General features: G+C 71.8%; 20 protein-coding genes. 7 read left to right on the top strand and 13 right to left on the bottom strand.

Annotation, left to right across the window (positions count from 1 at the left end):
* Nucleotides 1-15 precede the first annotated feature (15 nt).
* The 13 genes from hypF to ACZ6NC_RS00650 form a co-directional block, all read right to left on the bottom strand.
* Nucleotides 16-2,382 carry a carbamoyltransferase HypF gene (gene hypF, locus ACZ6NC_RS00710; RefSeq protein WP_465727468.1) on the bottom strand — a complete coding sequence of 789 codons (2,367 nt, stop codon included), beginning with the start codon at nucleotides 2,380-2,382 and terminating at the stop codon, nucleotides 16-18.
* Entirely contained in the window at nucleotides 2,379-3,113 is a 735-nt protein-coding gene (hypB, locus tag ACZ6NC_RS00705) for a hydrogenase nickel incorporation protein HypB (protein WP_465727466.1), read from the bottom strand. The genes hypF and hypB overlap by 4 nt, the downstream gene beginning before the upstream one ends.
* A gap of 3 nt (nucleotides 3,114-3,116) precedes the next feature.
* Nucleotides 3,117-3,500 (bottom strand): hydrogenase maturation nickel metallochaperone HypA/HybF, encoded by a 384-nt coding sequence (locus ACZ6NC_RS00700; protein WP_465727464.1) that lies wholly within the window; start codon nucleotides 3,498-3,500, stop codon nucleotides 3,117-3,119.
* A gap of 203 nt (nucleotides 3,501-3,703) precedes the next feature.
* On the bottom strand, nucleotides 3,704-3,808 hold the full coding sequence (locus tag ACZ6NC_RS00695) for a DUF6893 family small protein (protein ID WP_396322113.1): 105 nt from the start codon (nucleotides 3,806-3,808) through the stop codon (nucleotides 3,704-3,706).
* Between the two features lie 17 nt (nucleotides 3,809-3,825).
* Nucleotides 3,826-4,374, bottom strand: a complete 549-nt coding sequence (locus ACZ6NC_RS00690) for a hydrogenase maturation protease (protein WP_465727463.1) — start codon at nucleotides 4,372-4,374, stop codon at nucleotides 3,826-3,828.
* A complete protein-coding gene (locus tag ACZ6NC_RS00685; protein ID WP_465727462.1) occupies nucleotides 4,371-5,786 on the bottom strand; it encodes a hypothetical protein in 1,416 nt (471 codons plus the stop codon). Before ACZ6NC_RS00685 ends, ACZ6NC_RS00690 begins: the two co-directional genes overlap by 4 nt.
* Nucleotides 5,783-6,430, bottom strand: a complete 648-nt coding sequence (locus ACZ6NC_RS00680; protein WP_465727461.1) for a DUF6084 family protein — start codon at nucleotides 6,428-6,430, stop codon at nucleotides 5,783-5,785. The genes ACZ6NC_RS00685 and ACZ6NC_RS00680 overlap by 4 nt, the downstream gene beginning before the upstream one ends.
* Nucleotides 6,427-7,050 carry a DUF5947 family protein gene (locus ACZ6NC_RS00675; RefSeq protein WP_465727459.1) on the bottom strand — a complete coding sequence of 208 codons (624 nt, stop codon included), beginning with the start codon at nucleotides 7,048-7,050 and terminating at the stop codon, nucleotides 6,427-6,429. Before ACZ6NC_RS00675 ends, ACZ6NC_RS00680 begins: the two co-directional genes overlap by 4 nt.
* Nucleotides 7,047-7,577: a hypothetical protein gene (locus ACZ6NC_RS00670; RefSeq protein ID WP_465727457.1), complete on the bottom strand. Its 531-nt coding sequence runs from the start codon at nucleotides 7,575-7,577 to the stop codon at nucleotides 7,047-7,049. Before ACZ6NC_RS00670 ends, ACZ6NC_RS00675 begins: the two co-directional genes overlap by 4 nt.
* Nucleotides 7,574-9,358, bottom strand: coding sequence for a nickel-dependent hydrogenase large subunit (locus tag ACZ6NC_RS00665; protein ID WP_465728291.1), 1,785 nt, complete (start codon nucleotides 9,356-9,358; stop codon nucleotides 7,574-7,576). The genes ACZ6NC_RS00670 and ACZ6NC_RS00665 overlap by 4 nt, the downstream gene beginning before the upstream one ends.
* Nucleotides 9,359-9,422: 64 nt before the next feature.
* Entirely contained in the window at nucleotides 9,423-10,484 is a 1,062-nt protein-coding gene (locus ACZ6NC_RS00660; protein ID WP_465727455.1) for an NADH-quinone oxidoreductase subunit B family protein, read from the bottom strand.
* Nucleotides 10,485-10,586: 102 nt separating this feature from the next.
* Nucleotides 10,587-12,278 carry an enoyl-CoA hydratase-related protein gene (locus ACZ6NC_RS00655; RefSeq protein WP_465727453.1) on the bottom strand — a complete coding sequence of 564 codons (1,692 nt, stop codon included), beginning with the start codon at nucleotides 12,276-12,278 and terminating at the stop codon, nucleotides 10,587-10,589.
* Nucleotides 12,279-12,520: 242 nt separating this feature from the next.
* Entirely contained in the window at nucleotides 12,521-13,891 is a 1,371-nt protein-coding gene (locus ACZ6NC_RS00650) for an erythromycin esterase family protein (protein WP_465727451.1), read from the bottom strand.
* A 324-nt stretch (nucleotides 13,892-14,215) separates the two neighbouring features.
* Between ACZ6NC_RS00650 and ACZ6NC_RS00645 the strand changes: the two genes are divergently transcribed.
* The 7 genes from ACZ6NC_RS00645 to ACZ6NC_RS00615 all read left to right on the top strand — a co-directional run bounded on the left by ACZ6NC_RS00645 (nucleotide 14,216) and on the right by ACZ6NC_RS00615 (nucleotide 22,194).
* Nucleotides 14,216-14,602 carry a hypothetical protein gene (locus ACZ6NC_RS00645; protein ID WP_465727449.1) on the top strand — a complete coding sequence of 129 codons (387 nt, stop codon included), beginning with the start codon at nucleotides 14,216-14,218 and terminating at the stop codon, nucleotides 14,600-14,602.
* Nucleotides 14,602-14,991, top strand: coding sequence for a hypothetical protein (locus tag ACZ6NC_RS00640; RefSeq protein ID WP_465727447.1), 390 nt, complete (start codon nucleotides 14,602-14,604; stop codon nucleotides 14,989-14,991). Before ACZ6NC_RS00645 ends, ACZ6NC_RS00640 begins: the two co-directional genes overlap by 1 nt.
* Nucleotides 14,991-17,234 carry a transposase gene (locus ACZ6NC_RS00635; protein ID WP_465727445.1) on the top strand — a complete coding sequence of 748 codons (2,244 nt, stop codon included), beginning with the start codon at nucleotides 14,991-14,993 and terminating at the stop codon, nucleotides 17,232-17,234. Before ACZ6NC_RS00640 ends, ACZ6NC_RS00635 begins: the two co-directional genes overlap by 1 nt.
* Complete coding sequence (locus tag ACZ6NC_RS00630) at nucleotides 17,231-18,514, top strand: TniB family NTP-binding protein (protein ID WP_465727443.1); 1,284 nt, start codon at nucleotides 17,231-17,233, stop codon at nucleotides 18,512-18,514. Before ACZ6NC_RS00635 ends, ACZ6NC_RS00630 begins: the two co-directional genes overlap by 4 nt.
* A 1-nt stretch (nucleotide 18,515) precedes the next feature.
* The gene (locus ACZ6NC_RS00625; RefSeq protein WP_465727441.1) at nucleotides 18,516-19,727 is read left to right on the top strand and encodes a TniQ family protein; all 1,212 of its coding nucleotides are present in this window, start codon (nucleotides 18,516-18,518) and stop codon (nucleotides 19,725-19,727) included.
* 154 nt (nucleotides 19,728-19,881) lie between these two features.
* On the top strand, nucleotides 19,882-20,826 hold the full coding sequence (locus ACZ6NC_RS00620; RefSeq protein ID WP_465727439.1) for a hypothetical protein: 945 nt from the start codon (nucleotides 19,882-19,884) through the stop codon (nucleotides 20,824-20,826).
* 84 nt (nucleotides 20,827-20,910) lie between these two features.
* On the top strand, nucleotides 20,911-22,194 hold the full coding sequence (locus ACZ6NC_RS00615; protein ID WP_465727437.1) for an ISAs1 family transposase: 1,284 nt from the start codon (nucleotides 20,911-20,913) through the stop codon (nucleotides 22,192-22,194).
* The last annotated feature ends 39 nt before the right edge of the window (nucleotides 22,195-22,233 follow it).

Genomic DNA, 22,233 nt, shown 5'->3' with positions numbered 1-22,233 from the left:
GCGTTCCGTGGCCGGTCAGCAGTGCGCTGCCCGGGCCGCGACCATCAGCTGGCCGAGCGCGAGTCCCCCGTCGTTGGGCGGGACCAGTGTGTGGCGCAGGACCGTGAAGCCGTCCTCGCGCAGCGCGGTGGCGCAGCGCGAGGAGAGCAGCGTGTTGGCGAACACCCCGCCGGTGAGGGCGACCGCCGTCAGGCCGGAGCGCTCGCGGGCCGCCACGCAGACGTCCCGGACCAGGTCGGCGACGGCGGCGTGGAACCGGGCGGCGACGACGCTCCGTTCGGTGCCTGCCCGCAGGTCGGCGACGACGGCGGCCAGCACCGGGGCGGGGTCGGCGACGAGTGGCCCAACGGCGTCCGGTCCGGCAGGGCGCAGGGCGAAGGCATAGCCGCGCGCTCCCGGCACGCCGACGGCCGCCCCCTCCAGTTCGACGGCGGCCTGGGCTTCGTAGCCGACGAGTTGGCAGACGCCGGCGAGTGAGGAGACGGCGTCGAAGAGGCGTCCCATGCTGGAGGTGGCGACGCAGTTGACCCCGCGCTCCAGCTGACGGGCCAGCAGGCGCCGCTCCTCGGGCGGGCAGGCGCGCACGGCGGGAAGGTCCTCGTCCCAGGCCAGGCCGGCCGCCCACAGGTGGGCCAGCGCCATCCGGTAGGGACGCCGGACGGCGGCGTCACCGCCGGGCAGCTGAGCGTACGCCAGGTGGGCGAACCGCTGGAAGCCGTCATAGCCGGCGAGCAGGAACTCACCTCCCCAGACCGCGCCGTCGTCGCCGTAGCCGGTGCCGTCGAAGGCGACTCCGATCACCCGTTCGGTGCTTCCGAGGCCGTGTTCGGCCATGGCCGCGGCGACATGCGCGTGGTGGTGCTGGACCAGTACCAGCGGGCGGCCGGCGCGGTGGCGTTCGGCCCACCGGGTGGACCGGTAAGCCGGGTGCCGGTCCGCCGCCAGCTGCTCGGGCCGCACCCCGGTGATCGACTCCAGCTGCTGCTCGGCGCGTCGGAACGCCTGCTGGGTCGCCACGTCGTCCATGTCGCCGATGTGCGCGGAGAGCCAGGCCCGGCGGCCCTCGCCCAGGCAGAGGGTGTTCTTGAGGTCCCCGCCGACCGCCAGTGCGGCCGGGACGGGCCAGGGCAGGGCCAGCGGGAGCGGGGCGTAGCCGCGGGAGCGGCGGACCATCAGCTGTCGGCCGTCGCAGACCCGCAGCACGGAGTCGTCGCACGGCACATGGATGGGGCGGTCGTGGGTGAGCCAGGCGTCCGCCAGCCCGGCGAGCCTTTCGAGGGCTTCGGCGTCGTCGGTCACGATCGGCTCGCCCGACAGGTTGCCGCTGGTCATGACGAGCAGCCGCGGTCCCGGCGGGTCGCCGGGCAGGCCGAGCAGCAGGTGGTGCAGCGGGGTGTACGGGAGCATCACGCCGAGGTCGGGGGTGCGCGGCGCCACGGCGTCCGGCAGCGTCACCGCCGTACCGGGAAGACGCCGGAGCAGCACGATCGGCCGGGCTCGTCCGGTGAGCAGGGCCCGCTCCTCGGCGCCGAGCTCGACCAGTGCCTCGACCTCGGCCAGGCCGGCGGCCATCAGCGCGAACGGCTTGTCGCCCCGTGCTTTGCGCCGGCGCAGCTCCGCCACCGCCGCGGGGTCCCGTGCGTCGCAGGCCAGGTGGTAGCCGCCCAGGCCCTTGACGGCCAGGATCGCCCCGCCGGCGAGCAGGCGCCGGGCCCCGGCCACCGGATCCTCCCCCGGCAGTTCGCGGACCGCGGCACCGGGCGCCGGCCCGGCCGCGAGCAGGCGCAGGCGGGGGCCACAGGAGTGGCAGGAGATGGGCTGGGCGTGGAAGCGCCGGTCGGCCGGATCCGTGTACTCGCGGGCGCAGGCGGCGCACATCGGGAAGCCGGCCATGGTGGTCCGGTCCCGGTCGTAGGGCAGCCCGGTGACGATGGTGAACCGCGGCCCGCAGTGCGTGCAGGTGATGAAGGGATGCCGGTGGCGCCGGTCGCCGGGGTCGCTCAGCTCGGCCAGGCAGTCCGCGCAGGTGGCCGTGTCGGGCGAGACCAGGGTGCGGGCGGGCCCGGCGGCGGGCGAGGCGAGGATGGTGAAGCCCACCGAGCCCTGCGGCGGGACGCTCTCGTGCTGGACGGAGTCCACCACCGCCAGCGGCGGCGCGTCGGTGGCGACCAGCTCACAGAACCGCGCGACCGACGCGGGCGGGCCCTCGACCTCGGCGATCACGCCCTCGCCGGTGTTGCCGACCTGCCCGGCCAGGCCGAGGCGGGTGGCGAGGGAGTGCACGAACGGCCGGAAGCCGACGCCCTGCACCACCCCGCGGACGGCCACCCTTCGGCGCTGTGCGGCCTCGACGGCGGCGACGGAAGTGCCTGCCGTGGTCACTGGTGCAGCGCCGGATGCGAGTGCCCGTGCGTGGGCGCGGGCTGGACGCGCGCCATCACCGGGACGTGCACCGGCTGTCCGGCGTGGACGGCCAGCGCGGCCTCCAGCAGCAGGCCCGTTCCGTCCCCGGTCCGGGCCGAGGTCAGCAGGACCTCCACGCCCGGGTTGACCTGTTCGACGTTCGCGCGGAACGCCGCCTCGTCGAACCCGACCGCCTCGGCGAGGTCCGTCTTGGTCACCAGCACGAGGTTCGCCAGCCCGAAGGCGGTCGGGTACTTCAGCGGCTTGTCCTCCCCCTCGGTGACCGAGGCCAGCACGACCCGCAGGGACTCGCCCAGCTCGTAGGAGGCGGGGCAGACCAGGTTGCCGACGTTCTCCACGAAGAGCAGCTCGGTCCGCGCGGGCAGCCAGCCGGCCAGGTGGCCGGCCAGCATCCGGGCCTCCAGGTGGCAGAGCCCGTCGGTCAGCACCTGCTTGACCGGCGCGCCGGAACGGGCCAGCCGCAGCGCGTCGTTCTCGGTGGCGAGGTCCGCGGTGAGCGCGGCGACCGGGATGCCGCGCTCGCGAGCGGCTGTCAACTCCGCTTCGAGAAGAGCGGTCTTGCCGCTTCCCGGGCTGGAGAGCAGGTTGACGGCGATGGTGCCGCGCGCGGCCAGGTCCTGGCGCAGCTGCTGCGCGCCGAGGTCGTTCTTGGCGAGGACCGCCTGTTGCAGGTCGACCGTTCGGCACATGGTTCAGCGCTCCTGGAGAGTCGGTTCGGCGGCGGCGTGCGGGTCGTCCCACCGCACACTGACGATCTGCAGCTCGCGCCCGGCCAGCAGCTCCGCGGTGGCGGTGCCGCAGACCGGGCAGCACAGCTCCGGTGGCATGCCGACCAGCCACTCGTCGGCGCAGGGCACGCACCGGGCGCGGGCGGCGACGGGCTCGACGACCAGCTCGCAGCCGGCCAGCACCGTTCCCTCGCACACGAGTCCGAAGCAGAAGTCGAGCGAGTCGGGGACCACTCCGGCCAGTTGGCCGACCTGGAGCAGCACCGACCGCACGGTGGTGGCGCCTGCCGCCAGCGCGGCCTCTTCGACCTGGCCGACGACGGCCGCGGCGATCGACATCTCGTGCATCGGACCCTCCTGCGCGGCCACGCTGTCGCGAGTCGGCCGGGTTCATTAAAGGGCGGCTGCCGAAGGGCCGCGCGGGCGCCGCGCCGCAGTCGGGCCGCCGCTTAGCCCGTTCAGGCCAAGACGGGCCGGCCGTCTCGCTCGCGGCTCGCCCCCGGGACGTGGCCCGGACGCGGGCCGCGTCCGGGTGTCCGGCGGGGTGGCCGTCACATGCAGCGGATCCGCAGGTAGCGCTTGATGTCCGGCATCACCTGGATCGCCAGCCAGACGAGTCCGGTGGCGGCAAGGGTGCCGATGAGGCACTTCTTCATGGCGGTGGTTCCTCTCGTCAGTTCGCGGCCGGGTCGGCCGCTGTCAGCGGCGGCGTGGTTGCCTCATCCCCGGCCAGGAGGCGGCCGATCAGCCGCACGGCCTCCGGGACCGCTGCCGCGACCGGCCCGCTGAGCCCGATGCCCTCCCCGACGTCCGCCGGTTCGCAGCCCACCACGAGGGTGCGTCGCGGCGGCGTCGATCCGGTGCCGGCACACAGGGTGCCGAGCAGGGCCAGCACGGCGTCCGGGGACATCCGGTGGCCGTCCAGCGGTGCGGCGCCCGGCTCTGCGCCGCCCGGTTCTGCGTCGCCCGGTTCGCCCGCCTCGATCAGGTAGACCGTGCCGGGCGGGCCTCCGCGGGCGGTGGCGTCCACCAGGACGAGGGTGTCGTAGCCCTCCAGCAGCTGGTAGGCGAGGTGGACGCCGCGTACTCCGACGTCCACCACCTCGACCCCGGGCGGGAGTTGCCGGGGCGCAAGGTGGCGGACCACCTCGACGCCGAAGCCGTCGTCGCCGAGGAGGATGTTCCCGACCCCGGCGACCAGGGTCCGCGCCGGGGGCGTCACGCGTCCTCCAGCGGGGTGACCTCGTCGGGCTGGAAGTACAGGAAGCGGCCCTGCTCGCGGCGGATGTCGGCGCCCGGGTCGCCCTCGACGGTGACCGCCAGATGCACTCCGCCGTCCACGTCGTGGAGCACCGCCTCGACCAGCGCGTTCCGGCCGTGCAGGAAGAGGTCCTGGGCGTCGGTGCGCCGCAGGCCGGGCCGTAGCACGACGCGGCTGCCGGCGCCGACGCGCTGGCCGTCGACGACCACCCGGTCGCGCCCGGGGTCGACACTGGCGTCGCTCGCCGGGTCCCACCACGGGGTGCCGGGCGAGAGCAGCTGCTCGATCGGGTCGGCCGGCGTGTGGTGCGTGGCCGGCGCGGTGACCTCGCGCAGCGAGCGGATGGCGCCGTGCAGGCGCTCCAGCACCTCGGGGGGCATCGAGTCGGCCAGGTCGATCACGGCGGCCGCCCGCTCGTCGGTACCGCGGGCCTCGCGTTTCTCCTGGTCGGTCAGGGCGGCGGTGCGCAGCGCCAGGATCTCGTCGATCTCCAGGGCGTCGTAGAGCGCGCCCGGGCTCTCGGGCGCGACGGCCGCGTGGTCCTCCAGGATGATCGGTGAGGAGAGCAGCAGGTCCGCGCTGCCCTTCTCGCCCGCCAGCACCGGCCAGGTGTGCAGGCTCAGGCAGCCGGCGGTGGCGGCCTTGGCCCACTCGGGCGGGTCGGTGGGCGAGAGGAAGGACCCGTTGTCCAGGCCGAGCAACAGGTGGGCCGAGACCAGCGCCCGTGGCAGCGCGGCCTCGCGGTCCGCGCCCGGTCCGGGGGTCCAGCCGCTGGAGTTCTCCACCAGCACCGTCAGCTTGCTCACCGTGTAGGGGCCGGGGAGTTCGGCCGCCGCGATCCGCAGGGTGCCGGCCACCGCCTCGCGGCGGCGGACCACCCGGCCGATCACCCGGCCGGTGTCGTCCCGGACCAGCTCGGTCTCCTTGGTGGCGGGGCGGGAGAAGGTCACCGGCCTGGGCTGCTCGTCGAGTTCGGCGACCGGCAGGGCCAGCTGGACGCGTTCCTCGACGCCCTCGTCCCAGGCGGTCAGCACCCGGTCGGCGAGCTCGAGTTCGGGCACCGTCAGGTAGGAGCCGTCGGGACGGGCCTGCTGGACGGTGCGCCGCTGTGCGTGCAGGAAACGCAGCTCCAGGTAGAGCGTCGCGCCGCGGCGCGGTTCGATCAGGCACTCGGTGCGCTGCCGCGACTGTTCGCCCTGGTCGGCGCCCCACGCGGGTGGCACCAGGACGCCGAACTGCCAGCGCATCCGGTTCTTGGCCGCCGAGGCCCGGTAGGGGTAGAGCACGTAGCCTTCGAAGAGGACGGCGTCGGCCAGCTGCCGCGCCGCCGCGAACCGCGCTTCGAGCGCCGGGGTGAGCACGTCGGCGGTCACTGGACGGCTCCGTCCTGCACCGTTGCGGAGTCGAGGAGGTGGCGCACCGTCACTTCCCAGGACGGAAGCGCGCGGTGCGACCGGAAGGCGAGCAGCTCGTCGAGCGTGTCGCGGGAGAGACGGACCCAGCCGCAACCGGGGAAGTGCTGGTCGACCATCTCCCGCCAGACGGTGGCGGGCAGTCGGCAGTGCGCCTCGCGGTCCCAGGGCACCGGCTCCACGTGGAAGCCTCTCGCGCCGGTGAACGCGGTACCGGAGAAGAGCATCAGCAGTGGCGCCTCGCCCTCGCGCAGGGCGTGGAAGTAGCGGGTCGCGGCGATGTCCAGGTCGTAGCTGCAGGGCACCGCCATGTCCACCTCGATCTCCCCGGTGAAGCCGGGGACCATCAGCGAGACTTCGGCGAACTGCAACGGCTTCAGGGTGCTGCCCCAGCGCGAACGCTCGCCGAACAGGTCCGCCAACCCGTCGGCCTCGGCCGGCTGGTAGCCGCGCCGTGCCGGTTCGATCCGGAGCTGGCAGCGCAGCGCCAGGGCGTGTACCCGGGTGTCCGGGGTCGCGGTGATCCGCAGTGTGAAGACCAGGGTGGGGCCGGCGGCGTAGCGGTCGGCCCGCACCCCGGTGCAGGTGAAGGAGAACTCGGTCACGGTTGCGCGGCCTCCTGCGGGATCCGGGCTCGCCCGGCGACGTGGGCGAAGAACGCGTCCAGCTCGGCCCGGGCCCGCGCTCCCCCGTCGAACCCCTTCCAGTGCAGGCGCATCTGCCCCACCAGCCGGTAGCAGACGTCGATCGGCACCAGGTAGCACGCGTACCCGTCCTGGGAGCGGCGCAGCAGCAGCGCCTCCACATCGGGTTCCAGCAGCGCGGCCAGCCGGGTGCCGTCCAGCACGGCCTGCCAGGCCGAGGGGTCGAGCTCGCTCTCGGTGGCGCCGGCCGGGCTCGGGTAGAGGGCGACCAGCCGGTCGAGCGCGCTGTTGCGGAAGAAGAACGCGACCCCGACCGGAATCTGCAGGAGGTCCCAGGCGGTGTCGTCCAGGCTGAGTCGCGGGTCGGTCAGGTAGCGGTCCGGCACCGCCCGGTACCGGCCACGGGCGGCGCCGGAGTGCTCGAACAGCAGGCTGCACGGGATGCAGGCGCAGCTCAGCGAGCGCTGCTCGACGTCCACCAGGTGGCGGTGGCCGTGCTCGGCCACCACCACCCCGCACAGTTCGCAGCGCTCCGGTGCGGGCTCGCGCGGTGCGAGGAACCGGCGAAGGGCCGCCGTCACGAGCCGCCGCCCGGGGCCCGGGTGGAGATCTGCAGCAGCGCCGGCTCCTTGGCGGCGTCCTCCACGGCTACGGAGGTCACCTCCGGCGCGAGGCCGGCCAGCGCGTCGGTGAGGGCCTCGCGGGCGGGAGCGGACGTGCTCGGGCAGCCGCAGCCGCCACCGGTGGAGCGCACCCGCAGGGCGCCGGTGGCCTCGTCGAAGCTCACCACCTCGACCTGGTGGTGGGCCAGCACCCTGCCGATCCTGGTCGGCAGGTCCTCCGGGTGCAGCTCGTGCAGCACCAGCAGGTTGGCCACCAGCTCGTCCGCCAGCAGGGTCCTCACCACCGTGGCGGCGCCCAGCAGGTCGACGATCCGGGCCAGGCCCGCGCCGTAGAAGGCCATCAGTGAGCGGACCAGTTCCTCGGCGGCGGCCGCGGCGTCGTCCTGGCCGGTGGCCGCGAGCTGCTCCAGGACCTCCTCGATCCGCCGGCCGAGCTGTTCCGTGTCGACCGTCCGGGCCGCCGCGCCCGCCGTCACCGCGCTCATCCGCCCAGTCCGCTCAGGCCGGTGGGCACGTGCATCTGCTTCACGGTCCGGCCCTCGCCGGTGTACATGTGGACCCCGCACGGCAGACAGGGGTCGAAGCTGCGCACCGCGCGCATGATGTCGATCCCCTTGAAGTTCTCCGGGGTGTTCTCCTCGAAGATCGGCGTGTTCTGCACCGCGTCCTCGTACGGTCCGGGCGTCCCGTAGGTGTCGCGGGTGCTCGCGTTCCACGGGGTCGGCGGGTAGGGATGGTAGTTGGCGATCTTGCCGTCGCGGATCACCAGGTGGTGCGAGAGGACGCCGCGCACGGCCTCGGTGAAGCCGACGCCCAGGCCCTCCTCGGGCACCTCGAACTTCTCCCAGGTCTGGGTGCGTCCGGCCCGCACCTCGGCCAGGCCCTTCTCCGCGAAGTGCAGCGCGACGGCGGCCGCGTACGCCTGGAAGTAGGTGCGGGCGCGGTTGCGCTCCAGGGCGTTGCTCCACTGCGGGATCTTCCACTCGAAGGTGGTCTCGGGCTTGGTCATGGTCTTCGGCAGGTTGATCACCACGCTGTGCCCGGTCGCCTTGACGTAGCCGATGTCCACCAGTCCGGAGAGTGCGGTCGACCAGAGCCGGGCGATCGGGCCGCCGCCGGTGTCCAGGGCCAGGTAGTCCTTGCCGTCGAACCAGCGCGGCGACATCACCCAGCTGTACTTGTCCTCGAAGTTGCGCTTCTGGGGAGCCGGGATGGTGTGCTGGTTCCACGGGTGGCGCGGGTCGACGGGGTTGCCGAGCGGGTCGTGGGTGACGAACTGCTCCTTGCCCTCCCAGTCCTGGTAGTACGAGCTGCCGAGGAGGATCCGGATGCCCAGGTTGATCTCGGTGAGGTCGTTGGTGACGAGCTTGCCGTCCACGATGATGCCGGGGGTGACGAACATCCGCCGTCCCCAGTCGGTCATGTTGCGGTAGGTGAAGTCGCAGTACTCGGGGTCGTTGAGCGCGCCCCAGCAGCCGAGCAGGACCCGGCGGCGGCCGACCTCCTCGTAGCCGGGCAGCGCCTGGTAGAAGAAGTCGAACAGGTCGTCGTGCAGTGGCACCACGCGCTTCATGAACTCCACGTACCGCATCAGGCGGCTCAGGTAGTCGGTGAAGAGCTGGACGGAGGCGACCGTCCCGGTTCCGCCCGGGTAGAGGGTGGAGGGGTGCACGTGGCGGCCCTCCATCAGGCAGAACATCTCCCGGGTGTAGCGACTGACCTGGAGGGCCTCGCGGTAGAACTCACCCTCGATCGGGTTGAGCGAGCGCATGATGTCGGCGATCGTCCTGTACCCGTGCTCGCCGGCGTGCGGGGAGGGGGTCCGTTCGGCGAGCTCCAGGACGCCCGGGTTGGTCTCGCGGACCATCTTCTCGCAGTAGTCGACCCCGACCAGGTTCTCCTGGAAGATGTTGTGGTCGAACATGTACTCGGCGGACTCGCCGAGGTTGATGATCCACTCGCCGAGGTGCGGCGGCTTCACCCCGTAGGCCATGTTCTGCGCGTACACCGAGCAGGTCGCGTGGTTGTCGCCGCAGATCCCGCAGATCCGGCTGGTGATGAAGTGCGCGTCACGGGGGTCCTTGCCGCGCATGAAGACGCTGTAGCCACGGAAGACCGATGAGGTGCTGTAGCACTCGGCGACCTTCTTCTGCTTGAAGTCGATCTTCGTGTGGATACCGAGACTGCCCACGATCCGGGTGATCGGATCCCAGGACATCTCCACCAGGCCGCTGCCGTCTCCGGCCGCTCTCGTCGTCGGTGCCATCGTGTCTGCCGAGCCCTTCTTCATGCCGGGAGTTCTGCGGGATGCTGTTGCTTCGCGGGCGCCGTCACCACGGCTTGCGGTAGCCGGTGGTCAGCTTCCGGCCGGGCTGTCGCCACTTGGGCTCCTTGTCCAGGGTGTCCGCCGTGATCGACCGCAGTCGGCGCACGACCGCGCCGTAGACACCACTGGCGGTGCTGGAGACCTTGGCGCCGGGCGGCTCGTCCATGAAGGGCATGAACTTGTCCGGGAACCCGGGCATGGTGCAGCCGATGCAGATGCCGCCGACGTTGGGGCAGCCGCCGATGCCGTTCATCCAACCGCGCTTGGGGACGTTGCACTTGACGACCGGGCCCCAGCAGCCGAGCTTCACCAGGCACTTGGGCGAGTCGTAGGTGGCGGCGAACTGGCCCTGCTCGTAGTAGCCGGCCCGGTCGCAGCCCTCGTGCACGGTGGCGCCGAAGAGCCAGGCCGGGCGGAGGTGCTCGTCCAGCGGGATCATCGGGGCCGCGCCGGTCGCCTGGTGCAGCAGGTAGACCAGCGTCTCGGAGAAGTTGTCCGGCTGGATCGGGCAGCCCGGCACGCAGACGATCGGGATGCCCGCCTTGGACTTCCAGTCCCAGCCGAGGTAGTCGGGCACGCCCATCGCGCCGGTCGGGTTGCCGGCCATCGCGTGGATGCCGCCGTAGGTCGCGCAGGTGCCGATCGCGACCACCGCAAGGGCCTTGGGGGCGAGGCGGTCGAGCCACTCGCTGGTGGTGATCGGCTGGCCGGTCTCGGGGTCGTCACCGAACCCGCACCAGTAGCCCTCGTTCTTGATCGACTCATTGGGGATGGACCCCTCGACGACCAGCACGAACGGGTCGATCTCGCCGCGCTCGCCCTTGAAGAACCATTCGATGAACGTGTCGGCGCCCTGGACGGGGCCGCACTCGAAGTCGATCAGGGGCCAGTGCACCGCGATCCTGGGCAGACCGGGGAGCACGCTGAGGGCGATCTCCTCGATGCTGGGCTGCGTCGCGGCGGTCAGCGACACGGAGTCACCGTCGCAGCTCAAGCCGGCGTTGATCCAGAGGATGTGGATCAACGGGGCCTCGGTGGCGGCGGTCGCCTCGGTGGTCTCGGTCATGGGGGCCTCCTCAAGGAGGTGGTCGCGAAGCCTGCTGTCCTCCCAGACTCCGTGCAGTTGGGGGCGGATGTGCCGGTGAACGCGGCCGATCCGGTGAACCGGCTACTCTCCGTCATCCAGGAGGGGTGGCCCGACGGCCGTCGGTTCCTTCCGCACGAACGCCCGGCGCAGCGCGTGGTACGGCGCGTCGGGGTCGTGGAAGATCCGGTGCATGCGGTCGAGCTCCTCGCGGCGGAAGGCGGCCAGCGGCTTGATCGCCTCCTGGGCCTCGCGCGCCGCCTTCTTCGCGGCGATCCGCGGCCCGGTGACCGCACCGGAGCCCGCCAGTCGCAGGGCTCCCGCGCGGACCTCGGCGGCGAAGGCCTGCGGCCGGCAGTGGAACAGCCGGTCCACCAGACCGATCCGCTGCGCGGACGCGGCACTCAGCGGCAGCGCCCGGCCGGTGAGCTGCCCGGCCGCGGCGGCGCCCACCCGGGCGGGCAGCAGGTGGGTCCAGTACTCCGAGCCGTAGAGCCCCATCAGCCGGTAGTGCGGATTGAGAACCGCGCCCGCCCTGCACCACACCTCGTCGGCGGCGAGCGCGAGCATCACGCCACCGGCGGCCGCGTTGCCACCCAGGGCGGAGACCACCAGGCGGTCGGTGGTGGTCAGGACCGCCTCCACCAGGTCGTCCATCGCGTTCAGGTTGGCCCAGGACTCCGCTGCCGGATCGGCGGCGGCCTCGATCACGTTGAGGTGGATCCCGTTGGAGAAGAAGTCCCGTTGCCCGCCCAGCACCAGGACCGAGGTGGGACGCGAGCAGGCCCGCCGGTAGGCGTCGAGCAGCCGGCGGCACTGGTCGGTGCTCATCGCGCCGCCGGGGAAGGAGAACGAGAGGAACCCGGCCGCGCCCTCCTCCCGGTAGCGGATGTCGCTCCACGTAGTGACGGGGCAGTCCGGCGCGGCGGGGATCTCGGGAAGTCCGGGGGTCCGGCCGGCCAGGGCGAGCGCGGCGGGCAGCTTGAACGGGCGGTCCTGCCCCGGACGGCGCCGGGCCCGCAGCTGCGGGATCCAGACGGCTCCGTCGGCGGTGGCCCGGCACACCGCGCCGGCCCGGGTGGCCAGCAACTCCCCCGGCTTGCCGCGCAGTTCGTCCTCCCGGTGGCCACCGTGCAGATACCACTCCTCGCCCAGCAGCTGGTCCAGCACACCCGGGTCGGAGTCGGCGGCGCGCAGCTTGCGCAGCACGGTGGCCGTGGAGTCGCACCGCCAGTCGATCCGCCGCCGCTCCTGGGGGAAGTACGGCCGCGGATCGGCGTGCGTCTGCCGCTCGGGCACGTACGAGCCGGAGGCGAAGCGGTCGACCGCCAGCAGCAGGGCGGTCACGGCGGCGTCGGACACCTCGTTGCGGTAGAGGTCGCTCTTGCCGACGGACGGCACCGGGCAGGAGCCGGCCGCCCAGACGTCACCGCCGTCCATGACCGCGTTCGCCTGAAGGACCGTCACCCCCCACTGCGTGACCTCCTCGTCGACGGCCCAGTCCAGCGAGGAGGGCCCTCGGTCCCCCACCGGCCCCGGGTGGACGATCAGGCACGGCAGCCCGGACCACACGTCCTGCGGCAGCGCGGTCCTCAGCATCGGTGCCACGATCAGCCGCGGCCGGTGGCGCCGGACAGCCGCACGCAGCTCGGCGTCGCGCTCGGACGCCTCACCGCGCAACAGCGTGACGGCCACCTGGTGGCCGCGGTCCCCGAGCTCCGAGTACGCGCGCTGCGTCAGGCTGTTGAAGGCCGAAGCGACGAGCAGGATTTGCATGACACCCTCCCGGCCGCCCGTGGGGACACGAGCCCGGCCACCGCCGATCGTCCTGCACGGGTCGGCGTCACCCGCGGTTGACAGGCTGCCGGCTCACTCGATCGCGCGAGCCCATCTGGCGGCACCGACCGGTGACCGGGAGGGTTCACCCGGGGGCTTGTCAGGGCGGTGGGCGGGCGGGTTGACGGGCGGGTGGGCGGGTTGACGGGCTGAACGGCCACCAGCGCCGCGCGGCCGGTGGCTCAGAGTCCGGTGGCTTCGTGGACCTGGTGGAGGTGGACGAGGATGTCGTAGGCCTGGGTGATGGCCAGGGTGGGGAGCGGGTCGTTCTTGAAGCTGGAGCCGGCCTCGTAGACGGGGCGCGGGGTGTCGAGCCAGGTGCGGGCCGCGGCCGGCAGCGTGCGCAGGTCGAGGTAGAAGTCGCGGTGGCGGACCCGGTCGAGGGTGTACTCCTGCATGTCGGGCGTGGCCCCGGGGACGGTGACCTTGCTCCAGGCCCCACCGAGGGCGGTCGCGGTGAGGAAGGACCCCTGGTCGAAGGTGAAGCCGATGGCGGCATAACCCCGGCCGAAGGCGTTGCGCAGGTAGACACCCTGCGTGGTGGGGTACATCACGGGGTCGCTGGACAGGTAGCCCACATGGCCGTTGTGGGCCGAGAGCAGCATCCTGTCGCCGGTGCGGCGCTGCCACCAGGTGGTGTTGTCGGCCATGGCGCGGTCCCGGAGGTGCTCCGCGGCGGACACCGACTCCGGATCGGACAGGTCGAGGGAGGCGAAGGCGAAGGTCTGGGCGATGTTGCGGGCGTGCTGCTCGGCCCATTCGTAGGCGTCGCCGCCGGCGCCCCTGTTCGCGGTGACGAGGTCGAGTGCCTGCTGGGCGGCGGTGGCGTTCCGGCGTCGTTCGGCGAGGGGCATGCGCAGGTAGGCGAAGACGTCGTCGAGGGGGCGCAGGCCCGCGTACAGCTCTTCGAGGCGCGGGAGGTCCTGGGGGTGGGTCGCGCGGACATGGGCGGTGACCCGGTCGAAGACGGCGTTGCCGAGCTTCGGCGCCCCGATGTCGTTGCCCATGAAGTGGACCTTCCGGCCGGGGTGCCGGTCGTTGTACTGCCGCATCCAGGCGATGAGGCTGACGAACTCCTCACGCTCCCAAGGGGATCCGGAGAGTGCCTCCTTGGCCGTCTGCCGGGCGTCGCCCGAACCGCCCTGGACGTACTCGTCGATCCGCAGGCCGGCCGTCCAGCTCATCTCCAGGGCAAAGGTGGTGAAGCCCTTCTCCTCGACGAGGTAGCGGAAGACGCGTTCCTTCATGGCAAAGAACTCGTGCGAGCCGTGGGTGGCCTCGCCCAGCCCGACCACCTTGGCGTCGCCGACCATCGCGCCCAGCGGCCGCAGGTCGGTGGTGCGGCCGCCAGGCTCCGTCGACCGCAGGGGGTGGGCGGCGCGCTCCAGTGCGCGTACCGCGGCGGCCTGCCGGCCGTCGGTAGCCGCGGCGCCGGGTGGTGTCGGCGCGGAGTCGGCGGCGAAGGCGGCCGGGGCCAGCAGGGTGGTGGCCGCGAGCGCTGCCGTCGCGGCGAGCAGCCCTCGTCGGCCGATCGGCTTCCTGTACGCGGTCATGCTGATCACTCCTCGGTTCGGTGTTCGCCGGGCGGTGGAATGATCATGGCGCGAGGCGGTGGCGGGTCGCGCTGGTGCCGGCCACCGAACCGACCCGGGGGAAAACCCCCGGGCGGTGGCGGCGATCCGACGGTGGGCGAGTGTGACTGCGATCGATAGATTGCGAATGTGAGCTCTAGTTTGCGAGCGCCGGTCCGGGCGTCGGTCGAGTCACGCTGAGTAGTGGTCATGTGCGGTCTCTGGCGGTGCTGAGGTGTGTGGCCATGGTGCTGTGGACGGGTGGTTTCTTCAGCTGGGGCCTTGATCGGGTCCGATGTGTGCGGCGTGGACGATCTGCTGGTGGCGTACGCGGATGATGCCGCCGAGCGGGATCGTCTCCGGCTGGCCGATGGCTGGCTGCGTCGCTGGGTCGGTACGTGGCTCGTCGGCGGGGCTGAGGTCTCGTGGCCGCTCGGGGACATGGCGTCGGCTCCGGTGTCGGCGTCGCGACCGGTGCGGAGGTTCACGTGGCGCTCTCGGCAGGGGCACCGGCCGGGGCTGCAGTTCATGGTCTCCACGGGGCGGCACCACGGCTTCGAGTCGCTGGAGGAACAGCGCCTGCTGATCGACTGGACTTCGTCGGCGTCCTGGAGGTCCTGCCGCAGCCGTTCGAGCTGGACTTCGAGCACCAGGGAGGACGGTCGCGCCATGTTCCTGACTTCCTGGCGGTGATGCCCGGCGGCAGGGTACGGCTCTTCGACGTCCGCCCGGAGCGGCTGATCAAGCCGGAGGACCGACTAAAGTTCGCCGCGACCCGGGAGGCAGCGGCGGCCTGCGGCTGGGGCTATTCGGTGGTGGCCGGCTGGCGGGAGCACGTGCTGACCGGCTTGGACCACCTGTCGTCCCAGCGCCGTCCGCTGCCGGATCGGCTCGGTCTGGAGGGAGAACTGCTCGCGGCGGCGCCGCTGCGGTTCGGCGAGCTGGTGGCGACGACCAGGCTGTCGGCCGTCGCCCGCGCGCACGCAACGCATCTGCTCTGGCACCGGCGCCTGGGAGTCGATCTGGGTCGGCCGCTCGGCGACGCCTCGCTGGTCTGGCCCACTCGCGTCGGCGGCCTGTGATGCAGTCGTTCGACCTGGCGGCGGGCGGGCAGGTGGTGCTGAACGGCGTCGAGTGGACAATCACCGGGATCGAGCCGCAGTTCGGGCGGCTGACGCTGGCCACCGAGGAGGGCCGGGCGGAGGTCCGCTCGTTCGCCTGGCTGGTCAACCATCCCGATGCCCGACCGGGCCGGCCCGCGCCCGCACCGGCCGCGGGAACGGGCGTCCAGCCCGCGGGCCCGGCGGACCTGACGGAGGACCAGCTGCGACGGGCCCGGCTGCGGGCCGAGCACGTCCGGGAGGCGGTGACCGGGTTCCGCGAGGGCGCCGCGTCCTTGGCCAGGCCGGGCGAGCCGCGGCCTGCCTACGATCCTTCGACCACGACGCTGACCGAGCGGCGGCGGGCGAAGGTCGCCGAGTTGCAGGCACTGCCCGCCGGCGAGGCGGCGATGCTGGGACTTGCCGGGCTGGGACTGCGCACGCTCCAGGGGCTCTCTACGGTCGCGCCGAAGGATCTGCTGGCGGCCTGCGCGGACGGCCGGTGGACCCGGCGGCGCGGTCCGCGCCGCAGCATCACCGCAGAGATTCGCGAGGCGGTCTTCGCAGTCCGCAAGGAGTGCGAAGGGCGTTCGCGGATCAGCATGAGCGCGAAGCACCGTCTACTGCACCAGTACGTCGCGGAGCGGTTTCCCGACTTCCCGACCGAGAAGGTCCCCTGCCGGCACACGTTGGCAGCGGTCTGGGAGGAGTGGTTCGGTCCGCAGGGCGGCCGACAGCGTTACCTGCGGTCGGCCGCGGCGGCGGAGGAGGCGGGCGTCCAGGGCCGGGTGGTGGTCCACCGGCCGGGTCAGGTGCTGGCGCTGGACTCCACTCCGCTGCCGGTCATGCTGCGCGAGTCGGTGTTCGGGGAGCCGGTGAGCGCAACGCTGACGCTCGGCCTGGACTTGTTCACGCACTCGGTTCCCGCGTTCCGGCTGACCCCGCAGGCGGATCAGTCGGTCGACGTCGCCATGCTCCTGCGGGACGTGCTGCTGCCGCTGCCGATGCGTCCAGGCTGGGGCGAAGAGATGGCCTGGCCCTATCCGGGCGTCCCCGCCGAGATCGTGGCCGAGTTCGCCGGTCACGAGGTCGCCGCCCTGCCGTTCTTCACCCCGGAGACGGTGACCACCGACCACGGCGGCCCCTACAAGAGCCACGACCTGGTGGCGGCGGAGCGGGAGCTGGGCTGCAACGTCCTGCCTGCCCGGGCTCTGCGTCCGACCGACAAATTCGCCGTCGAGCGCGCGTTCTCCGCGTTCAAGACGCTGCTTTTCGAGCACCTGCTCGGGTTCACCGGAACGGACGTCGCCGACCGCGGAAACGATCCGGAGGCGGAAGCGGTGCTGACGTTCTCCCAGATGGAACACCTGATCGCCACCTGGATCGTGAAGGTCTGGCAGACCAGGGAACTGGGCGAGTACGCCCCGGCCTGGGGACCGGGCGAGCGGCACAGCCCCAACTCGCTGTTCGCGGCGGCGATGCAGCAGGGCGGCTTCTCGCTGCGGATCCCCGAGCCGGAGCTCTACTACCGGCTGCTTCGCCGGCACCACGTCAAGATCCACCCGCATCGCGGGGTGAAGATCCTCGGGCTTTGGTATCACGCTCCGGTCCTTGACCAGCCCCGCTACCTGCTGCCGTCGGAGCGCGGCGGCCGGCACGCGGGCAAGTGGGCGGTCGCCAGCGACCGGCGCGACCGACGCACCGTGTTCTTCCAGGACCCTGACGACCACCAGGTCTGGCACACGCTGCGGTGGAACGGGCTGCCGCCCGAGGGCGAGGTTCCCGCGTTCTCCGACAAGACGGCGGCCGACCTGCTCGCGCAGGCCCGGCGGGCCGGGCTGGCGCCGCGCTCGGACGCCGAGCTGCTGCCGGTCCTGCTGGGGCTGCTGGGCTCGGTCACCCCGGTCGCGGCCTGGCCGAGCCAGGCCGGGAAGAAGGGCCGGGCCGCCCGCTCGCGCGAGCACACGCGGGCCCAGGCCGCGGCCGCCGACCGGCCGCAGCCCGACGCTGTCCCGGCGCCTGCGGCGATGCCGCAGCCGTGGGAGCGGCACGCCAGGACCGTCCGGACGGCGGTCGATGCCGACCGCCGCCGACGGCGCCAGAGCGCGGAGCCCGCCGCTCTGACGGCTCCGCCGCTGCTGGAGGAGTCCTTGCGCGGCAACCTGTTCCTCCTTCCCGCCCACGCCCCGGTCGACCAGGCCGACGACCCCCTGGAGAACACGTGACGGCATCCGGATCGGACGATCCGCACGACCAGTGGCCGTCGCGGGAACGGCTCGCGGAACTCGTGCTGCGGCCCACGCTGCACCGCGACACCTTCGAGGGCTGGCAGCACTACCGGCTCACCCGCGGCCAGTTGCTGCCCCCGCCGCGACTGACCCCGAAGCAGTGGGCGGTGCTGCCCGTCGACCGCCGGTTCGACTACGACATGTTCCGCCGACTGACGAACGTGAACCTGCCGCTGCAGCAGACCCCGATGGCGGCGAAGGTAACCCGGCTGATCAAGCGCCGACTGCACGGCAACGCGCTCAAGATGGACGACCCGACACTGGCGGGGGTGATGGTCAGCGGCTTCGGCCACTACGGCAAGACCGCTACGGTCAGCGCGGTCTGCGCGGCGTTCGAGGACTCCTGGCTGCAGCTGCACGACTTCCTCAACCCGGCCGCCGTTCCCGGCACCACCGACCTGCACGCGCCGGTCGTCTATGTCTCCACCCCGGTCACCGCAACCCCGAAGAGCACCTGCCAGGCGATCCTGCGGTTCTTCCGGGCCGACATGCGCGCCTCGGCGACGCTGCCCCGCCTGGTCCAGCTGGTCGCCGACGCGCTGCGGGACCACGGGGTCCGCGCGCTGGTGCTGGACGACATCAGCCGGCTGCGGATGCACCGCGCCGACGACCAGGACGTGCTCGACCTGATCCGCGCGTTCATGAGCTTGGGCGTCACCTTGATCCTGACCGGGGTGAACATCCCCAGCACCGGGTTGCTGCGCGAGGCGAAGTGGAGCGCGCGGCAGCAGCAGTGGGTGCTGCCTTCGCTGGAGTCCACCCGCGTCAACGGCCTGGAGCCCACCCAGACCGAGCACCGCTTCGAGCTGGTCGAGATGGACCGCTTCCGCTACACCACCAGCGAGCAGATCAATGTGTTCCTGCAGCACCTGCGCGGCATCGAGGTCCACCTGCGGCTGCTGAACGCCAAGCCGGGCATGCTGACCGAGGGCACGATGCCGGAGTATCTGATGCGCCGCACGAACGGCATCGTCGGGCTCCTGAGCCGTCTCATCGAGGACGGCTGCCAGGAAGCCATGGACAGCGGCCGCGAAGTGCTCGACGAAGGCACGCTGGACGAGATCGTGATCCGCCGCGACGACCCGCAGCTGGCCCCGGAAGAAGTAGATCCAACACCGCCGGCTGCAGCTCCGCGGACACCTGCCCGCCGGCGCCGCGGCCGCAACACCGTTTTCGACGACCACGGCCCCGCCTCGGCGGCCGGCCCAGCAGGCTGACATGCCCGGCCCCGACCACCGCATGGCCAGATGCCTGATCCCGTTGCCGGACGAGTCGCTGCCCGGCTTCGCGCTCCGCCTCGGCCACCGCCTCCACCTGCCCCCGGGACACATCCTCTGGCGGTTCGGCCTCGTCGGCGCCCAGCCGACCACGACCCTCGCCCCCAGCGGCCGCCTGTTCTTCATCGACCCGGGCAAGCGCGAGCGACTCGCCCGGATCATCGGGGCTACTGCGCAGATCGTCGACCAGCTGACCCTGCACCCCCTCGCCGGCCGGTTCCCACCGGCGGCCCACGCGCTGATCTCGCCCGGTGGTCCGGACGAATTGCCCAAGCCACGCCAGATTGCCCCGCCTTGGATCCTGTCCTCGTTCAGCCGATACTGCCCCCATTGCCTGGCAGGAGACGGCTCGACCGTCCAACAGCGGCACGGCGGTCCATGGCTTCGCCGCTGGCGCCTGGCCACCAGCTTCGCCTGCGTCAAACACCACGTGTTTCTGGAACACGAGTGCCCCGGCTGCCGCCGGCCGTCCGGCCTCGCGCTCGACGGGGCCTGGCCCGGTCACCATCTCGTCCTGATCGGCAATCCCGGGTTGGAAGGCCTCCACCCGGCCGCCTGCCGCAACAATGCCGAGCGCGGACGGCCCGGCGTGATCTGCGGCCACCGACTCGAGCAGCCAGCCGACACGCCGCTGCGGCCCCTGCCGCAGAACCTCGCAGATCTGCAGTCCCGCCTCGACCGCCTACTCGACGAGGAAACCACGCCGGACGACGCCTTCGCGACCTTCGCCGACCTTCAGACGATCACCGCGATCGCCCTCGCGACCTGGCCGGCAATGGCGGACATGGTCACCACCGACCAGAAAGCCGCCGTCGACGAGCACCTGGCCACCCAGGAGACGCTGCTGCCCGGCTTCACCGTCCAGAGCGCGCCGCGCGACGAAGGCGTCTTCTGGACCTATCTGCCCCGTGCATCCATCGGCGCCGCCGCGGTCCTGTCCGTCGCCGACCAGATGCTGAGCCTTCCGGACGAGGAACTCATACAGGAGCTCGGACGGCTCGCCCCTCACTGCCCCGACCGCGGCGACAAGCGCTGGGGAGCCACCTGGAAGCTCCTGGACAAGGAAGCCACACTTGCCCGCCGCGCAGTCATTCAGCAATCCCTGCGCAGGCACCCCTTCGATTCGAGGCCGCGCATCCATTCCACAGCCTAGTCATGCCGCCAGGTCGTTCAAACAGGCTGATCCATCACCGACTGTCCACGTACCCGTCAAAGTGCTCAGCCGAGTACAGATGAACGTGCTCAGTCCGTGAGCCCGGCCGCATCCCTCGCGAGCAGTGTCCGCCTCATGAGGTTTACTCCCTGCCGTGGACAGCACTGCTCATATCGCCGTGATCGAAGATCTCCTGGCCGGGTCGTTGCCGGACGAAGGGTCCGCCCAGGAAAGCGGACGGGGAGATCACCGTTACCACTTGGTCCAGCTCGCGGCCGGCGATCGTGGACCTGCGGAGTTGAACGCGGTCGTGGTTGCCCTGAGTTCGCGACTTGGGCCACCCAAGACTGTCGCCCTCGACGGCTTCATGGATCCATCGCTCCGACGCCTGCCGGGTCCGCCGCTCGCCGATGTTCTCGCCGACCAGGTCATCGAGATGTACGGGTGGACTGTCGGACAGAAGTGGCTCGGAGTTGGCCTGTTCAAGGGCGCGAGAGGCGGTGCCCCCGATCTGGCCGCCGTTGTCAATGCTCTGGGCATTCCGGACTCGGCAGCTCCAGCGACGCCCGTCGAGTCGCCGCGGGCCGAGGAACTGGTCGCACTGACCGGTTGGCGCGGGGGCCGGAGGCAGGTCGACTGGGAGCCCGTGGAGAGGAAGCTCGGTTTGCGCCTTCCCCAGGACTACAAGCTGTTGGCCGAGGCATTCGGCGCAGGCACCTTCGATGACACCCTCAACCTCTGCGTCCCGGGATCAGATGGCCTGGATCTGGACCTGATCGTTGCGGATCACGCCGAGTTCTCCGCACCCGCTCCGCCCTCCGGGCCCACGACCCGGCTCCTCGAGTGGGCGACTTCAGCCGAGCATTCGTTCTGCTGGCTCGTCGAGGACCCGGACCCGGAAGCGTGGCCGGTCTACGCTCGCGCCGACAAGTGGGACCCCTGGAAACGCTTCGACTGCTCCTCGACGGAGTTCATCCATCGGATGCTGACCGACCCCCAGCACCCCTACTCCCTCGCGGAGCACTTCGAAACCCACTGGTTCACCTCTGTCGAACCAGGGCCCCGGGGAGAGTCGCGTTTGTCCCGTTTGATCGCGTAGAGCGCGGAGGGGTGCTGGACATGAGGCGAGCACGGCACTTGTGGATCATGGAGTTGTTTACGCTTCAAGATCCGCAAAGTTGCCGTGCTCGTTGCTTCATCATCCGCTACGCCTCGTGCGCTGAAAGCGGCGCCCTCACTCTCTCTCGCCGGGACGGTGGCGTTGCCGCCAGGGCTGCTCGATGCCCTGGCACGGGTTCCCGATCCGCGCGACCGGCGCGGGGTGCGATTCAAGCTGGTGACGCTGCTCGCCGTGGGCGTATGTGCCATGACGTGCGCGGGGCACAACTCGCTGACGGCGATTGCCGAGTGGGTTCGCCGCTTGGACCAGGACGTACTGGCCCGTCTGGGCTGTCCGTTCGATCCGTTCGCCGGTCGCTTCCGGGCGCCGGGCGAACGGACCCTGCGCGACGTGTTCGCCCGCGTGGACCCGGGCGCGTTGACCGCGGCCGGATTCGCGCGCTTGGCCGCGCTGGCCGGCACGCCTGCCGGTGGGCTCGCCCCTGACGGCGTCCCTGAGCGTGAACAGCGCCGCACCCAGCGGGCGGCGTGCCGCACGGGCGGGCAGCCACCACCGCGGCGCCAGGCGTTCGCGGTGGACGGCAAGTGCTTGCGCGGGGCCGTCCGCGCCGATGGCAGCAGGGCCTTCGTCATCACCGCCGTCCGTCATGGCGATGCCCTCACCGCCGCTCTGCGCGAGATCGGCGCCAAGACGAACGAAATCCCCGAGTTCGCTCCGCTGCTGGATGCCATGGACGATGCGGACTTGGCCGGTGCCGTGGTCACTGTTGACGCCCTGCACGCGCAGAAGGAGCACGCCCGCTACCTCGTCGCGGACCGAGGGGCCCACTATCTGCTGTCGGTAAAGAACAACCAGCCAACTCTGGCCGGTCAGTTGAGGACGCTGCCCTGGAAGGACGTACCTGTCCTTCACCGCTCCCGCGACCGCGGGCACGGCCGGGAAGAGGTTCGCGAGGTGAAGGTCTGCAGCGTCGAGGGGCTGCTGTTCCCCCACGCCCGTCAGGTCGTGCGGATCCACCGCAAGCGGCGCCGCATCGGAACGAAGAGATGGCAGACCGAGACCGTCTACGCCGTCACCGACCTGTCCGCGCACCAGGCAGGCGCGGCCGAGATCGCGGCCTGGGCCCGCGGCCACTGGATCATCGAGAACACCGTCCACTGGACCAAGGACGTCACCTTCGCCGAGGACGCGAGCAAGGTTCGCCACCATCACACCCCCGCCGTCATGAGCGCGCTACGCGACCTTGCCCGTAGTAGCCTTCATCGGGCCGGCTGGGCCAACATCGCCAGCGGCCGACGCGCTCACACCCAGCCTGAAGCCATTCTCGCCCTCCACGGAATCCCGTGATCAAAACGGGTAGTCGGGACTCCCCACGGACTCTGAAAA

The organism is Kitasatospora sp. NPDC041988 (assembly GCF_055588525.1).
This window is presented reverse-complemented; position numbering and strand designations above follow the sequence as displayed.